This window comes from Natrialba chahannaoensis JCM 10990, assembly GCF_000337135.1.
Lineage (GTDB): Archaea > Halobacteriota > Halobacteria > Halobacteriales > Natrialbaceae > Natrialba > Natrialba chahannaoensis.
In genome coordinates, this window is sequence record NZ_AOIN01000064.1 from 93362 (window position 1) to 109361 (window position 16000).

General features: G+C 63.1%; 12 protein-coding genes and 1 tRNA gene. 5 read left to right on the forward strand and 8 right to left on the reverse strand.

The features are described 5' to 3' along the window. Position 1: 1 nt before the first annotated feature. Entirely contained in the window at positions 2-904 is a 903-nt protein-coding gene (locus C482_RS12030) for an electron transfer flavoprotein subunit beta/FixA family protein (RefSeq protein ID WP_049896684.1), read from the reverse strand. Between the two features lie 141 nt (positions 905-1045). Further along, on the reverse strand, positions 1046-1909 hold the full coding sequence (locus tag C482_RS12035) for a polymer-forming cytoskeletal protein (RefSeq protein ID WP_006167900.1): 864 nt from the start codon (positions 1907-1909) through the stop codon (positions 1046-1048). 160 nt (positions 1910-2069) lie between these two features. On the opposite strand from C482_RS12035, the gene C482_RS12040 reads away from it, so the two are divergent. Next, positions 2070-2267, forward strand: coding sequence for a DUF5800 family protein (locus C482_RS12040; RefSeq protein ID WP_006167901.1), 198 nt, complete (start codon positions 2070-2072; stop codon positions 2265-2267). Positions 2268-2366: 99 nt separating this feature from the next. Here C482_RS12040 and C482_RS12045 read toward each other — a convergent pair whose 3' ends face one another. Continuing rightward, complete coding sequence (locus C482_RS12045; protein ID WP_049896672.1) at positions 2367-3554, reverse strand: saccharopine dehydrogenase family protein; 1188 nt, start codon at positions 3552-3554, stop codon at positions 2367-2369. Positions 3555-3669: 115 nt separating this feature from the next. Further along, positions 3670-4206 carry a DUF7097 family protein gene (locus C482_RS12050; RefSeq protein ID WP_006167903.1) on the reverse strand — a complete coding sequence of 179 codons (537 nt, stop codon included), beginning with the start codon at positions 4204-4206 and terminating at the stop codon, positions 3670-3672. Between the two features lie 143 nt (positions 4207-4349). On the opposite strand from C482_RS12050, the gene C482_RS12055 reads away from it, so the two are divergent. The 3 genes from C482_RS12055 (at position 4350) to C482_RS12065 (ending at position 9364) form a co-directional block, all read left to right on the forward strand. Next, a complete protein-coding gene (locus tag C482_RS12055; RefSeq protein WP_049896673.1) occupies positions 4350-6878 on the forward strand; it encodes a methyl-accepting chemotaxis protein in 2529 nt (842 codons plus the stop codon). Between the two features lie 103 nt (positions 6879-6981). After that, a complete protein-coding gene (locus C482_RS12060) occupies positions 6982-7350 on the forward strand; it encodes a DUF192 domain-containing protein (protein WP_006167905.1) in 369 nt (122 codons plus the stop codon). Positions 7351-7828: 478 nt separating this feature from the next. Then, complete coding sequence (locus C482_RS12065; RefSeq protein WP_006167906.1) at positions 7829-9364, forward strand: (R)-citramalate synthase; 1536 nt, start codon at positions 7829-7831, stop codon at positions 9362-9364. Between the two features lie 38 nt (positions 9365-9402). Here C482_RS12065 and C482_RS12070 read toward each other — a convergent pair whose 3' ends face one another. The 3 genes from C482_RS12070 to C482_RS12080 all read right to left on the reverse strand — a co-directional run bounded on the left by C482_RS12070 (position 9403) and on the right by C482_RS12080 (position 12015). Beyond that, on the reverse strand, positions 9403-9606 hold the full coding sequence (locus tag C482_RS12070) for a hypothetical protein (protein ID WP_006167907.1): 204 nt from the start codon (positions 9604-9606) through the stop codon (positions 9403-9405). A gap of 136 nt (positions 9607-9742) precedes the next feature. Continuing rightward, complete coding sequence (locus C482_RS12075; protein ID WP_006167908.1) at positions 9743-11230, reverse strand: 4Fe-4S ferredoxin N-terminal domain-containing protein; 1488 nt, start codon at positions 11228-11230, stop codon at positions 9743-9745. 700 nt (positions 11231-11930) lie between these two features. Then, positions 11931-12015 (reverse strand) — tRNA-Ser (locus C482_RS12080). Between the two features lie 186 nt (positions 12016-12201). On the opposite strand from C482_RS12080, the gene C482_RS12085 reads away from it, so the two are divergent. Then, positions 12202-13164 (forward strand): AAA family ATPase, encoded by a 963-nt coding sequence (locus tag C482_RS12085; RefSeq protein WP_006167909.1) that lies wholly within the window; start codon positions 12202-12204, stop codon positions 13162-13164. 54 nt (positions 13165-13218) lie between these two features. On the opposite strand, the gene ppc is transcribed toward C482_RS12085, so the two are convergent. Further along, entirely contained in the window at positions 13219-15915 is a 2697-nt protein-coding gene (gene ppc, locus C482_RS12090) for a phosphoenolpyruvate carboxylase (RefSeq protein WP_006167910.1), read from the reverse strand. Positions 15916-16000 lie beyond the last annotated feature (85 nt).

The following is a 16000-nucleotide window of genomic DNA, read 5'->3' on the forward strand; positions in this document are numbered from 1 at the left end:
ATTAGTCACCTCCCTCCGCTGCGTTCGGTCCGTCTGCACCGTTCGTCGCCGCCGCGTAGGGCTTGAACTCGCCAAGAATCTCGTTCATCTCCTCCGAATCGCTGGGATCGACCATCGTCGCCTCTCGCTCAGAGGGTGCCTTCGGGATCGGATCGACCGAGGAGACAATCGTCGGCGAGCCGTCGAGGCCGATGTAATCCGGATCCAGATTCAGGTCCTCGTGATCCCACGTGGTCAGGTGCCGATCGTGGGCGGCCGCACGGTTCTGGGTCTCCTCGCGAAGTCGTTTGTGAGTCAGTCGGTGAGAGGCTTTTCGGTAGGTGGGTTCGAACTCAGGGTCCGTGACGACCATGCAGGGCAGCGGTGCCTCGACCGTCTCGATCTCATCTACGTCTCCCTCGACGAGTCGCTTCGCGCGGAGCAGACGCTCGTCCGGATCGATATCGAGCGCGATGACGTGTGTGACGATCGGCCAGTCGAGCGCCCACGCTGTCTGTGGCCCGGTCTGGCCCGTCTCGCCGTCCGCCGTCTTGAACCCCGCAAAGAGCAGGTCGACATCGCCAATCTCCTCCTGGTAGGTCTCGATACCCGCACTGAGCGTGATCGCCGTCGCCCACGTGTCCGAGGCGGCGAGCTCCCGGTCGGATAGCAGGTAGCTGTCGTCGGTATACACCGCTTCCATCGCCTCCTCGAGTACTGCCGAGTAGCCCGGTGGACCCATGCTCATCCCCGAGACGTGGCCGCCGTGGCGGACCCGCGTCTGCAGGGCCGCCTCGAGTGCGAACGCGTCGTTCGGGTTCATCACCGTCGGTGTCTTCCCGCGCTCCAGGTGGCCCTCCTCGTTGAACGAGACGGCACCATCCGAGAAGTCCGGGACACCCTTCGTCAGGACGACGGACCGCATACGCGCCTCCGTGTCTGTTGTGTGATTGTCATTCGCATACTCATCTCGCGTATCCACAGTACTGCTATTAAGACTGGGGGTGAGAATCCGTCTGCGAGACAGTACGTCGACCGCGGGTGCGAAAATCCGGTCGATTCGGCCTTACTCGAGTTCGCGTTCGCCAGTGTCCATCGTAATCTCGCCATCGGCGCGAATCGTGCCGTCGATTTCGGCACCGGGACCGAGTTCGAGGTCGGCACACGAGACGTCACCGAGGACGCGCGCGTCATCGGTGAGTACCACGTCGCCGTCGCGGGTGGTCAGGTCGCCGTGGATTCGCGTTTCCTCGCCGACGGTTACGTCGCCGCGGGCGCGGAGGCTGCCGAACACGTTGCACTCACGACCCACGTCGATCGTTTCGGCGCGGACGTTGCCGTGGAGTCGACAGTTATCGCCGAGCGTCGCGGGCGTTGAAACGCGCCAGGCGTCGTCGCCGACAGTCGCGTTGCGCGGGATGACGAGTGGGTCGGTCTCGGGGTCGTCCGTGTCGTCGTCTTCGTCGACGAGTTCGGAGATGAGCCGCTGCGCAGTGTCTTCCTCGCCGATCAAAAGCAGGTGTTTAAGATAGACGAACATGAGGACGATCGTCGGCATCGGGTTTCGGATGACGATCCAGCCATTGGCCTCGAAGCCTTCCTCGATGTCGACGTCGTCGCCGATGTCAAGGTCGCCTGCAACCTTCAGTTCGCCGGCAATGTGAACTCGTTCGCCGATATAGGCGTCTTGTCCGACGAGGACGTTCTCCGCGACGTCACACCACATGTCGAGTCGGCAGTCGCCTTCGGCTTCGATCTCGCCTTCCACGGTGACATTTTCGCCGGCGAGGACGTTGCGTCCGCGCACGCCGAACTCGATCGTCGAGCGACTCCCGATAAGCACGTCTCCGTCGGTCTCGAGGGCGACTTCCTTGGCTTCGGTCCCGTCGGGGACGACGAGTTCGTCGAGCGGATCCCTGTGTCCGGCCACACTCACATCCAATATGGGTGGCCGGTAATAAACCTCGCGCGTCGTCTGCCGCCCGTCTGACTCCTGTCTGTGCGGTATCATGCCGCTTGCCAGCCGAACAGTGTTGATCGAGAGCAGTCGGTCCGGACCCTTTTACACCCCCCACGGCATAGAGCAGGACATGACAACGCTCGCGTTCGACGACGATGGCGTCGATGTCGTCTACGAAGGCACCGAGTTTCGCCTCGAACAAGAACTCATCGAGGAGGCCACGGAGAAATCGTACTACAACGTGACGGACCACGAAGTCCTCAAAATCGTCGCCGAACAGCCGAACCTGCAGGGTGAACCGCGGCGCGTCGGCGATATTCTCGACTAGAGCAGCGTCCGGGAGTATCCCGGTCGCTGAGACGCTGTTTCTGTGACTGGTCGTCTCCCCGACGAGAAGCCAAAGCGTTGCACGCACGTGTAGCCCGACTCACGACGGCACGTCGACCGTTCGCGAGTCTGAGTCGGGCGTTGACTCGTCGAAGAAGCCCTCGACGCCCTTGAGGTCGAGGACGAATTCGGGACCGAACGCGCCGGCTGGCGTCTGAAAGCCGTCCTCGGTGTCGCCGTCGAGCACGCGTTCGGCAGTCGCAACGGCGGCGTCAACGGTGACGACGTACACGTCCGGCGTCAGCAACCGGGAGACGACACGCTCGCCGTTCGAACCGTCGGCTCGCGCTTCGCCCCAGAGATACGCCGACCCGCGCTTTCGCGACCACGAGGCCGGCCCCTCGCGAACAAGTCCTGACAGCCGCTTCAGGCCCTTCTGGACCGGCGTCGACCCGAGTAGCGGCGCGAGATACCGGTGGGATTTCAGCGCGAGCCGAGCGGGCGGAGGCGCGATTGCGTAGACGGAGACGTTCGGAATCCCGGTTGTGTAGTGAGCCGTCGACACGTCCCCCATCGGCATCGTCGCCGCGGAGCGGGTGCCGCGGCCAAAGTCGATTTCTCTGGTCCGCCACGCCGCAGGGACGTACTCGAGTCGCCCGTCGCGATAGACGGCCCCGCCGTCCTCGATCCCCTCGATGACCGTCCTGACCGTCCCGATCGACGGCGGGCGGAGCGAGTCGACGCCCAGTTCGAGGCTGTCCGCGTTGGGAAGCCGATCCGAGAGGTGGGCGGCGAGACAGTCCATGGCAACGGCAGAGAACGCGGCGGCTGGCAACAGCGTTACACCGGCGTCGGTCGCGTCGCTGTCTCGCTCCCCGATGCCTTCGATGACGGGGATTTCGCCAGTGATGTCGACGTAGTCGGTGCCGGTTCGGATGCAGCCCTCGACGAGCGGGGCGGCCGTGTTCGAGAACGGGCCCGCGCAGTTGAGCACGCAGTCGACGTCGTCTGTGAGTGCTTCGTCGATGAGGTCAGGATCGCCGAGGTGGAACACGCGGCCGGGGACGCCGAGTTCATCGACCTGTGCTGTGAGTTGTTCGCGGTCGCGACCGGCGAGGACCATGTCGATTTCACGGTCGCGGCCGCGGCCGCGGTTGTGGTTGTGGTTGCGGTCGAGCACCTCCTGTGCGACCAGGTTCCCGACGAAACCGTAGGAACCGTACACCATGAGTGTCGGCGGCGACGAAGACGAAGACGAGGATGAGGATGAGGATGATGGTGTTGACATACGAACGCGTCCACTCCGGCGGCGGGTAAACGATGGGCCAGCGAGCGCCGCCCTCGTGACCGCTGCCACCGCCGTTACACTCAGCGACGTGACCGCTTGTCCATCTGGGAGGATCTCACTCGTCTGTTTGCTCCCGGTCGTACCGTTCCGCTGCCGATTCGAAGCTTAGTTCCTCGAGTTCCCGACTACGGCGGCCCTCGAGTTCGGCCAGCGCCTCTGGGACCGGTGCGGCGTCGTCGGTGATCCGCGCCCACGAGTTGTGGACCTTCGCATGGCACCACCGACAGAGGTAGATCGTAATCTCGTGGGAGAGCGTCTCGCCATCGCGTGCGTATGAAAGGTGATGTTCCTCGAGCAGCGGACGCTCGTCGTCGTGGGCGAGTCGCTTTTCGGTGAGGTCACAGCGAACGCACTCGCGGTCTCGGTTTCGCGCACGGAAATGTGGGCAATCAGCCCAGGTGTCGTCGGTTTCGGGATCGACGATCGGACAGTCGTAGTCCTCCTGTGCACGCTCGCGGGCGAACTCGGGATCGTGCCCGTAGTGATCAAAAGCGTACCGACACGTCCCCTCACCGGTAAGGTAGTCACAGACACCCACGAACTCGTAGGGATCGTCGACGCCGACGGGAGTGCCGTTTGGTGTTCGCTCCATTCTCACTGCGTCAAAGGGTAGCAGACGGTTTGAACCCAACGGACCATCCATGCGGACGTGTAGGACGGTGGGTGAGAACAAGTATCATAATTACAGACAGTAGCTTCGTCAGACATAAGAATTGTTAGAAGAAGGGGTGCATAATGAGTAGTGGGATACGGCGACTCGTCCCGTCGTTTATTAGACGGCGCTATGCACTCAAGTTTGGAATCATGCTACTGATCATCGGGCTCTCTGTCGGTGCGGTCGGCATCGTCGAGACGTCGATGATCACCGATACCGTCGAGCAGACGGTGCTGAACGAACAGCAGGATCAGGCCGTTCAGGAGGCGACTGAGATCGAAAACTGGAACGACCGAAACGAGCAGCTTCTGGCCTCGACGGCACAAGCACCGATCTTCTCGGCTGTCCAAGATGACGGGCAGGGAGGGACTGTCGAAGATCTCGAGGCAATAGACGAATATCTCGAGGATGTCTACGACGAACTCCCCGAAAACACTAGGGTCAACGCACTGTACGTCGACACCAGCACCGAATCTGGAGACATTCTCGCGGGCACCAACAACGCGTCCTCACTCGAGGAACTTGCGTTCCCTGAGACGGACGAACTCGAGTCGGCGTCTGGGCACGTCGCCCAGCGGACTGATCCGTACCTGATCGAAGACAACGTCTCGCTTATTTTCGACGAGCGGCCCGTCCGCTCGTACTACATTGGCATTCCGGGGAGTGACCGAGCTATCATGCTCACGTTCGACCTGGCCGACCGCTCGTCGAACTCGCCGACGGTCTGGCAGTCTGAAACTGTCGTCACCATCGTCGACGACGAGGGACAGATCATCGCGGACGACGCGTATCTTGGTTACGGCAGCGATCCAGACAACGTCTCGTTCGGCGAGACGTACGGCAACGCGGAACTCCTCGACACTGCCGAGGAGAACTCACTCGGTGCGCTCCGGTTCGACGAAGCGCCGACTGACGTACTCCAGCAGGAGCCCTATGACTTCTCGCCGGGCGGCTACGTCGTCGGCTACTACACGACTGGCGAGGACTGGACCGTTCTCGTCCACACCACCGAGGATCAGGCACTCGGTGTCGTCGACTCGATCGGCCAGTTCGGCGCGCTGATCACGCTCGCAAGCGTGCTCATCATCGCCGTTCTCGGTGCCGTCATCGGGCGCAACACCGCTGCCTCGATCGATCGCTTGACGGACAAGGCGAAGGAGATGGAAGCAGGCAACCTCGATGTCGAACTGGAGAGCAACCGGATTGACAACATCGGCCGGCTCTACGACGGCTTCGATTCGATGCGTCACGAACTGAAGAACTCGCTCCGGGAAGCTGAAGACGCCCGCGCTGAGGCCGAAGACGAACGTGAACGGGTTGGCCGAATGAACGCCCACCTCGAACAGAAGGCCGACGAATACAGTACGGTGATGCAGACCGCTGCAGACGGCGACCTCACGGCTCGAATGGATCCCGAAAGCGAAAACGAGGCGATGGGAGAGATCGCCACCGAGTTCAACGAGATGCTCGGCGAACTCGAGACGACCGTCGAACAGCTCTCGCAGTTCGCGACCGACGTGGCGACTGCCTCCGAGCAGGTGACCGCCTCGAGCGAGGAGGTCCAGACCGCAAGCGCAGAGGTCAGCACCTCGGTGCAGGAGATTTCCGACGGTGCAGACCGTCAGCACAAGTCACTGCAGTCGATCGACAACGAACTTAACACGCTCTCGACGACGACCGAAGAAATTGCGGCCTCCTCGAGTCAGGTCGCGACGCTCGCCGAGCGGACCGCCGAAACGAGCCGCGACGGCAGCGACATCGCACAGGAGGCGATCAACGCGTGTGATGACCTCGAAGACGAACACCAGGCGGTCGTCGAGGAATTCGAGGAACTCGAGACGCAGGTTGACCAGATTGCAGAACTGACGGAGACGATTACCGAGATTGCGGCACAGACGAACATGCTCGCGCTGAACGCCTCGATCGAGGCCTCGCGCTCGGCGAGCGACGGCGACACGGGTGGCTTCAGCACGGTTGCCGAGGAGGTCAAGGAGCTCTCCCAGGACGTCAAGGAGGCCGCAGAGCAGATCGATGAGCGACTCGAAGCGGTTGAGTCCCAGACGGCACGCTCTGCGACGGAGGTCGACCAGACGACCGACGAGATCGAGCGGGTGAACGAACTCGTGACGACTGTCGTCGACGACCTCGAGGAGATTGCCACATACGCCCAGGAGACGAACGACGGCGTGCAGGAGATTTCGGCAGCGACGGAGCAACAGGCCGCCTCCACCCAGGAAGTCGTCGCGATGGTCGACGAAGTCGCCTCGATTTCCGAGGAGACGACCGCAGAGGCCGAGACGGTCGCCGCGGCAGCCGAGGAGCAGACGAGCGCGCTGACGGAAGTCACCGGCTCGGCCGAGCAGCTGAGTCAGCAGGCGACGACGCTTTCGGCCGCGCTCGACCGATTCGAGACTGACGCGGCTGCAGACGCGGGGGACGCGGCGTTGCTCGATGCGACGGTGGCTGGTGAGGGAGAAAGCGCCATTGCGTCTGAATCCGCTGGCGTGACGGACGGCAGCGATGATACCGAAGATGGCGAAGGCAGCGGCGACGAAGACACTGACGCCGAAGCCAACGTCTTCGAATTCACCGACGACAAGGCGGAGTAACGGTCACCGCCACGGCTACGCCCACGGCCACGGAAATCACGGACCACAGTCAGCAGCCGCCGTTTTGACAGTCTTTTTGCTCGTTGCACGCCGACGCCCAGTCGTGCGCCTCGTTCACGCCGCCGACGGCTCAGTTGCATCCCCAGACGACCGGACGACGCTCGCCACCCAGATCGACCTCGCAGACTCCCTGCTCGCACAGACCCGCGGTCTCATGTTCCGCCGCTCGCTCCCTGAGGACTTCGCGCTCGCCTTCCGCTTCGGCAACGCGAGCACCCGCGATGTCCACATGTTGTTCGTCTTCGTCCCGCTCGACGTCATCTGGGTCGCCGACGGCGTCGTCCAGCGCGTCGAACAACTCCGACCGTGGCGCGGCTTCGCCCGCGATCGCGCGGACACGATACTCGAGTTACCCGCCGGCGCTGCGGCTGGCGTCGAGCCGGGTGACGAGGTTGCGTTGATCGACGACTAGCGTCGTGCAAACTGGTTGAGGCGACAGCGCAGAAAGTACCGTGGTCGACGTGCTTAAGACGGTGTGTCACAGTAGACCGAGGTACAATGGCACGAGATTCTGATTCGGTCTCATCGCCGGAGGATAGAGGAAGTCGGAGCGATCCGGCTGGACGCGAAATTATACGGCACACATAGTCTCGCCTCGGTCCTCCGCGGTCGTACTGAGACTGAGATTGCTACTGAAACTGACGCTGCCGCTGCCACTGCCACTGCTTCTGTTTCATCTGCATCGACAGTAACCGATACTGCGTCCGACGCTGCTGACGCTGGCGACGACGGGAGCACCAGCACTGGCGAAGACGCCGACAGCGACAGATCCACAGCGACGAACGCAACCGCAGCTACGGCCTCGGACACAACCACAGCCACACCCACAGCCACGCCTACGCCGACAACCACACCCACAGACAACACCCACACCCACCACCACCACTCCAATGCACTCACAGACACCAACCCCCGACCAGACGATCGATCCAGACCGCACCGTTCAACTCCTCGACACCACACTCCGCGACGGCGAACAGGCCCCCGGCGTCTCGCTCTCGCCCGACGAAAAGGTCGAACTCGCCCGCTCCCTCGAGCGCGCCGGCGTCAGCGTCATCGAAGCCGGCAGCGCCTGCACCGGTGCCGGCGAACGCCGCGCTATCTCCCGCGTCACCGACCTCGACCTCGACGCCCTCGTCACCAGCTTCTGTCGCGGCATTCGCGGCGACGTCGACCAGGCACTCGAGTGCGGCGTCGACGGCGTCCACATCGTCGTGCCCTCGAGTGACCGCCACGTCGAGGGGAAGGTCGGCACCTCACGTGCGGATAACCTCGCGACGACGGCCGAACTGGTCGAGTACGCGACCGAGCACGACCTCTGGGTCGAGGTGATCGGCGAGGACGGCTCCCGGGCGGATCTCGACTACCTCGCGGAGCTCGCCGAAACCTCGCTCGAGGCGGGTGCGGACCGGTTCTGTTTCGCCGACACGGTCGGCCACACCGGTCCAGAACACACGACGGCGGCCGTCTCCCGGCTCGCCGAACTCGGGCCGGTCAGCGCGCACACGCACGACGACCTCGGCCTCGGCGTGGCGAACGCGCTCGCCGCCGTCTCGGCCGGCGCAGACCTCGTCCACTGCACGGTCAACGGCCTCGGCGAGCGTGCCGGCAACGTCGCCCTCGAGGAGGTCGCCATCGCGCTCTCACACGTGTACGACGTGGAGACGGTCGACCTCGAAACGCTGTACGGCCTCGCACAGCGCGTCTCGCGAGCGACCGGTGTCGAACTCCCGCCAAACAAGGCCGTCATCGGCGAGAACGCGTTCACCCACGAGAGCGGCATCCACACGGACGGCACTCTCAAAGACGATAAGATGTACGAGCCCTACGCGCCCGAAACCGTCGGCCGTGAGCGTCGCCTCGCCCTCGGCAAGCACACCGGCCGGGCCGGCGTCGCGGCCACACTCGAGGAGCACGACGTTGAGGCGAGTGACGACGAAGTGGCTGAGATCGCAACGCGGGTCACCGAACTCGGCGACCGCGGCCGGCGCGTTACGGACGCCGACCTGCTCGCCATCACTGAGGACGTGACTGGTGACGACCGCGAGCGCGTCGTTGACCTGCTCGACCTGACGGCGACGAGCGGCGGAGCCGTCCCCACGGCGAGTATCCGTCTCGATGTCGACGGCGAGGAACGGGTCGCAAGCGGCACGGGCTCCGGTCCCGTCGATGCGGCCGTCTCAGCGATCCGGGAGGCCCTCGGCTCCTCGGCCGACGCCGAACTCGAGTCCTACCACGTCGACGCGGTGACGGGCGGGACGGATGCGGTCGTCACTGTCGAGGTGACGATGGTGCGAAACGATCGCTCGGTGACGGTTGCTCGCAGCGAGGCGGACATCACCCGAGCGAGCGTCGAGGCGATGGTCGATGCACTCGATCGGTTGCTCGCGGTCGATCAGCGGCCGCTCGCGCCAGCGGGTGATTGAACAGAGACGGGGTTGCCCGTGGTAGTACCAGTCCGGTCTCAATGGAATGGCTGGCGACTCAACACATTCCACGGATCGAACAGGTAGACAACGGCCAGAAAGACCGCGAGTGCAACCACGAACAGCCGAGCGAGTTCGCTCGCCGATGCCGAAAAGCCGGGTTCGACGAGGATCGTCGTCGCCATCAAAGCAGCGACACCGAGCCAGAGGAGGCCGACGAAAAGGCGGCCACGAGTGTTCATACGAATCCGTATGACTGAATCAACATAAAGAACAAGGAGAATACCCGCGCCTTTAGGCGTCTTCAGGCGCAGGAGACCATCAATAACACCAACAGGACTGGCCGATCGAAAGAGAAGGGAACGCTCACCCAGTGTCTCAGAGTTCGAGGCCGTCCAACGTCCGCTCGTCGGTGACCTCCATCCGGTTGTTGATCTGCCCAACATCCTCGTAGGCGACCGGTCCGGGAACCTGCTCGGCGTCGGGACCCGGCTCGTTGCCGAGGTAGATAACATTCGGATTCGTGCCGAACTCCTCTAGCAGCTTGAACGAGGAATCGTTGTCACCGTACTCGCCGCGAAGCAGTCGGATCGCTTCCTCCTCGGTCATGCCATCGTCGCCCTCATCGGCTCCCTCCTCTTCGCCCTCGACGATCGCGATTGCCTCCTGAAGCACTTCGTCATCGGGGTCGTGCTCTCGTGCCCTCGCAAGCGGCACGTTCTGGAGGTACTGCTGGGGATCGCTCTCGGGGTCATTCATGTCCCCGAACTGGATCGCGCCCGGCGGACAGGCGTCCTCGCAGGCGGTCGTCCCGACCATCTCCTCACCCATCTGTCCGTCCTGCCGGGCCGGGTCGAAGATGCACTTCTCCATCACACCGCGTGGGCCACGTCCGCTCACCCAGCGGCCGCGCTCGTCGAACATCATGTCCTCCTCAAGTTCCTCGGAGGGAGCTTCAACCTCGGGATCCTCCCACTGGAAGTAGTTCACACCATAGGGACAGGCGACCTGACAGTACCGACAGCCGATACAGATGTCGTAATCCGTGAGAACGAGCCCACCGTTCTCGCGGGTGTGGCGCGCCGTGGTCGGACAGACCTTCTCGCAGGGGGCGTCGGTACAGTGCTGGCAGGGCCGGATCAAGAAGTTGAAATCGCGCGTGTCGTCGAACTCCTCTTCGTCCGGCGATTCGACCGTCCCATCCTCGTAAGCGAGGATGTACATCCAGTTCGCACCGTCGTTCCAATTATGCTCGTCATTGCAGGCGACAACACAGGCGAGACAGCCGTCGCAGGTTTCGTGATCGAGGACCATACCCCACTGGGTTCCGTCTCCGTCCGCACCGTTTTCCTCACCGTTGTCGTCCTGCACAGCGCCGATGGCGGGCTCTCGCTCGTCACCGTTCGACGCGCCCCAGGCCGTGAGTCCGAACGCGCCTGCGCCGACACCCATCTTCTTGATCACGTCGCGACGAGATTCGTCGTCCGTTCCGAACCGTGCCAGCGCATCGTCGAGAGTGCCGTTTGCCCGGGCCTCCTCGATCCGTTCGGCCATCGGCCGGTCATCCTCGCCGAACTCGTCGACCACGTCATCGTGGTAGCGGTCGTAGAACTCCTCCTCGGAGAGTTCGCCCTTCGTAAGCCGCATCGCGTCTCGAGCCATCTCCATCCCAAGGCCTGCATCGTACTCGGTCTCCTCGAGCATGTCCCGAAAATCGGTCTGGGCATCCTCTCCGAGTGGATGGAACAGTTCACCCGTGTCGGTCACCTCCTCCGGTGACGATGTCTCCTCGTCGGTTTCAGTCCGATCGGTAATGGACCCGGTGTCATGTGGCTGTTCACCGTCTCGCTCACCAGCGTCAGTCATTGCCGTCGCTCACCTCCCGTCGTCGATCGAATACAGCCGTTCCCATTGATACTCACTGACACAATAACCGACCAGACGAACGCGAATAAGGCGTTACCCTGCAGGTGACGGCGACAACCTAGCCGACCAGCGGATTTGCTCTGTACGTCCGACGCTTCCAATGGATGGTAATGGGGTGCTCAGACAGAGGACTCACAATACGGTGATGGACGGTACTCGAGTACCGTGCCTCGGAGCACAAACCAGAGGTGACTATGAGAGCGCTATATGCACGAGGGGTGGAAGAAAATCCCGGCGAGCATGCTGACAGGTTGACTCACGCCGCGACGCATCTCGCGGTTTCACCGCTCGACCGTCGTGGCGCTTCACGCCACGCGTCGCTCGTCGGTGTTGGTCGCTGTAGAAGCGTCGAGAGGGAGATTTGAACAACGTCCAGACGTGCTCACTTCGTTGCGCGCGTCTGGCCTCGTTCAAATTCCCGTGAACGTGTCCGCTCACGGATTCTGAGCACACGCTACACGGTGCTCAGTGATGTTAGTTCGCGGAAAACGCCGAGAGGGAGATTTGAACCACAGTCGGACGGTCTCGCTCATTTCGTTCGCGAGCGTGCGACCTCCCTGATTCAAATCTCTGTGTCGTTTTGCAGCAACTCGTTGATTCGCGTCGCTATGCACCGCTCATCGATTTGTTGCTCCAAAAACGCCGAGAGGGAGATTTGAACTCCCGAGTCCGTGAGGACAGCAGATTTCGAATCTGCCGCCTTGGCCGGGCTAGGCTATCTCGGCTCACCTGTTTGTACTCGGGTATCGTTTTTACCGGTTTCGATCTGTTTCGCAGGATGGGAGCGGTTCACGGACGCTCTGTAGATCGTCAGTGAGTGGGATACCGACGGATACACAGCGGACACCGAACGCAGTCCGGAACTCACTGGGAGCGAAACTCATTTGACACGAGCGGCCGACGGCGTTTCCATGGACGTCACCCAGGCCAGTAGCGAGTGTTCGGCCGTCCTCCAGACCATCGACGACGCCGTCATCTGCGACCGCGCGTTCCCCGAAGACATCCTCGTCGGCGTCGTTGGTCGCGGCCACGTCCTCGTCGAGGACGTCCCCGGCACCGGCAAGACGCTCACCGCCCGCAGCGTCGCCACTGCACTCGGCCTCTCGTTCTCGCGCATCCAGTTCACCCCCGACCTGCTCCCCGCCGACGTCACCGGTACCCACATCTTCAACGAACGCGAGCGAACCTTCGAGTTCAACCAGGGCCCCATCTTCGCAAACGTCGTCCTCGCCGACGAGATCAACCGCGCACCGCCGAAAACCCAGGCCGCGCTCCTCGAAGCGATGGAGGAAGGCCAGGTCACCGTCGACGGCGAGACCCGCCAGCTACCCGATCCCTTCGTCGTCATCGCCACCCAGAACCCCGTCGAACAGGAAGGGACCTTCCCGCTCCCCGAAGCGCAGGTCGACCGCTTCCTCGTCAAAACATCGATGGGCTACCCCGACGAAGCCGGCGAGGTCGAACTCCTCCGTCGCCGCGCCGACCGAGAAACCACCAGTCCGTCCGTCGAGGCCGTCCTCGAACCCCAGCAGGTCGGACAACTCCGAGAAGTACCCGAGACAGTCCGGGTGGACGAAGACCTACTCGAGTACGTCGCCGCGCTCGCCCGCGAAACCCGTGCGGATGGCCGTGTCGAGACGGGCGTGTCGCCGCGTGGCACCCAGCGACTGTTCGAGGCGGCGCGGGCGTATGCGACGATCGTCGGTCGGTCGTACGTGACGCCGGACGACATCAAGCGCGTTGCCCAGCCGGTGTTGGCCCACAGGCTGGTGTTGACGCCGGACGCGACGGTTAACGGCGTCGCGAAGTCGCAGGTCGTCAACGGTGTGCTGGAGTCGGTGCCGGTGCCGACTGTCGAGGAGTCGACAGCGTAGAGTCAGGTAGAGAGCGACTGAAAACTCGAGTACCGTATCGTCACCGGAGTGTGCTTATCCCGTGTTCTTCATCCCCGCCGCGATTCCCTTCACCGTCAGCCGGAGCGTCCGTTCTTCGATGTCCGTCCGGTGAGTTTGGTCGAGCAGGTACGTCTGAAGCAAGTTCAGCGGGTCGACGTAGGGGTTTCGTCGCTCCAGGTTCTCACCCAGCCAGTCGCGGGTGTGGAGTTGGTCACGCTGACCGATCTTGGTGATCAGGTCGGCTGCACGCTTGTATTCGCCGGTCAGCCGTGGGAAGAACTGCTCGCGCAGGTCCTCGTCCGCGAGGTTCGCGTACTGCTCGGCGATCTCGAGTTCGGTCCGCGAGAGCGAGAGTGCGGCGTTGTCGAGCGTGGTTCGGAAGAACGACCATTCCTCGTACATCGTCTGGAGGGTTTCCACGTCACCACCATCGTCGAGGTATGCGTCGATACCCGTCGCAATGGCGTACCAGCCCGGCAGGATGCACCGGGACTGAGTCCAGGAGAACACCCATGGAATCGCTCGCAGGTCTTCGACGGTGCGCTCGCCGGAGCGCGAGGCAGGCCGCGATCCCAGGTCGAGGTTCTCGATGACAGTGATCGGCGTCGCCTGTTCGAAGTATCGGACGAAGCCGTCGCTCTCCAGGAGATCGCGATACTCGCGGCGGGCCGAGTCGGCCATCGTCTCCATGGCGTCGACCCACTCTTCGCGAATCTCGTCTTCAGGCTGGTCTTTCGCGTAGAGGCGCGCCCGAAGCTGGGCGTTGAGCATCTGCTCGATGTTGCGCTCGGCGATGCGCGGGTTGGCGTACTTCTCGGCGATCGCCTCGCCCTGCTCGGTGAACTTGACCTGGCCCGTCACAGTGCTGTTCGGCAACGCGAGCAGCGCTTCGTTCATCGGCCCGCCACCCCGCGAGATGGAGCCACCGCGGCCGTGGAACAGCCGCATCGTCACGTCGTGGTCGTCGCAGATCTCCCCGAGTCGGCGCTGGTTCTTGTACAGCGACCAGTTCGCCGCCAGGAAGCCGTTCTCCTTGTTCGAGTCGGAGTAGCCGAGCATGATCTCCTGGGTGCGTCCGCGCGCTTCGAGCGCCTGCACGTAGGCCTCGTTCTCGAACAGCGAGCCCATGATCCGGCGCGCCCCCGAGAGCGCATACTCGGTCTCGAGCAGCGGGACGACATCGATACCACAGTGCTCTGGTAGCGAGACGACACCAGCCTGATCGGCCAGGAACAGCACCTCGAGGACGTGACTCGGTTCCTCGGTCATCGAGATACAGTAGGTGTCGATTGCCTCGACGCCGTACTCGCGTTGCCAGTCGGCGAGACTGTTGAACAGTCGCAGAACGCGCGCGGAGTCGTCCGAGAGCTCGTCGCTCACGGCACCGGCCAGGTCGATCACCGGTTCGTCCTGCAAGATCGCGTCGGTCAACAGCTCCGTCCGTTCGTCTTCGGACAGGGCGTGGTAGTCGATCTCCTCGGACTCGAGTGCCTCCGCGATCGCGTCGGTGTGTTTTTGCTGGTGGTCTCGCAGGTCGAGACTCGCAAGCGAGAAGCCGAACGTGGCGACCTGCCGTCGAATTGGATCAACGTGGGCCTCGACGACGCTCGCCGCGCCGTTGTCTCGCAGGCTCGTGGCGATGGTTGTGAGATCGGTTCGCAGTTCTTCGGCGTCGTCGTAGCCGCCCGGTCGAACGTCACCCACACGATCAAGCCGCTCGCGCATCAGCTTGAGCTTCTGTCGGTACGGTTCGTCCGGATACCGCTCCGCCGCGGTCTTGGCAGTCCCCGGCAGTCGCTCGCGATCCGACTCGAGTGCGGCCTGGAATTCGGAGCCGGGGTCGATCCGGCTTCCGTCCTGGCTCAACACGCCCGAGAGGCGTTTGAGCTGCTCGCGGTAGCGTTCGAGGACGACCGACCGCTGGCGTTCGAGCGTCCGCGCGGTCACATCAGGCGTCACGTAGGGGTTCCCGTCCCGGTCGCTGCCGGCCCACGAGCGGAACTCGAACAGCTTCGGGATATCGAGGTCGCTCGCTACCTCCTCGTCGATCGCGTCGGCGAACTCGTCGTAGATCTCGCCGACCACGTCAAACAGCGTGTTCTGCAGGTACCACTGGACGTTTCGGGCCTCGTCTTCCGGTTCGGGCTGGCGGTTGCGAACCTGGGGCGTCTGCCAGAGGCTCGTCACCTCCGAGTCGATGTCCGCCCAGACCTGCCCTGACTCCTTGTCGGTCAACAGCCGCTCATCGAGCGTCTCGAGTGCCATCGAAATCGCGCGTAGCTTCGACTTGACCGTCTTGCGTCGCGCCTCGGTCGGGTGCGCCGTAAACGTTGGCTCGATCAGTACGTCGTCGAGCACTTGCTGAACGGTTTCGATGTCCTCCTCACCGAGTTCTGCAGCCGCCGTTTCGAGGCTGTCCTCAAGCGTTCCTTCCTGGGACTCGGTACGGATCGAACGCACCCGCTCGCGCTCTTCGGCCAGGTTGATCAGCTCGAAGTACGAGGTGAACCCTCGCGCGACGATGCGCTGCTGGTGTGGCGACAGTCCTTCGAGTTCGGCGATAAGTGAGTCACGGGACTCGAGTTCGCCGGCTCGGTAGTCAATCGCCGCCCGCCGACACGACTCGACCGTCTCGAAGGCCTGTCGCGAGGTTTGGTCCTCGAGAACGTCACCGAGTAGTGCGCCGAGTTCTCGGACGTCCTGTCGGACATCCCTGTTGTGGAGTTGCATAGCAGAGACGTGTGGGTGGATGGTAAAAAAGCCTTGCAGGGCCTCAGGCGGCCGTCATCAATCGTTTTCTATGATAGTTACTGAT

Coding starts and splice junctions, on each gene's coding strand:
- C482_RS12070 (WP_006167907.1), bottom strand. CDS start 9,606: ATGAACACTCGTGGCCGCCTTTTCGTCGGCCTCCTCTGGCTCGGTGTC.
- C482_RS12030 (WP_049896684.1), bottom strand. CDS start 904: ATGCGGTCCGTCGTCCTGACGAAGGGTGTCCCGGACTTCTCGGATGGT.
- C482_RS12040 (WP_006167901.1), top strand. CDS start 2,070: ATGACAACGCTCGCGTTCGACGACGATGGCGTCGATGTCGTCTACGAA.
- C482_RS12065 (WP_006167906.1), top strand. CDS start 7,829: ATGCACTCACAGACACCAACCCCCGACCAGACGATCGATCCAGACCGC.
- C482_RS12055 (WP_049896673.1), top strand. CDS start 4,350: ATGAGTAGTGGGATACGGCGACTCGTCCCGTCGTTTATTAGACGGCGC.
- C482_RS12075 (WP_006167908.1), bottom strand. CDS start 11,230: ATGACTGACGCTGGTGAGCGAGACGGTGAACAGCCACATGACACCGGG.
- C482_RS12045 (WP_049896672.1), bottom strand. CDS start 3,554: ATGTCAACACCATCATCCTCATCCTCATCCTCGTCTTCGTCTTCGTCG.
- ppc (WP_006167910.1), bottom strand. CDS start 15,915: ATGCAACTCCACAACAGGGATGTCCGACAGGACGTCCGAGAACTCGGC.
- C482_RS12050 (WP_006167903.1), bottom strand. CDS start 4,206: ATGGAGCGAACACCAAACGGCACTCCCGTCGGCGTCGACGATCCCTAC.
- C482_RS12085 (WP_006167909.1), top strand. CDS start 12,202: ATGGACGTCACCCAGGCCAGTAGCGAGTGTTCGGCCGTCCTCCAGACC.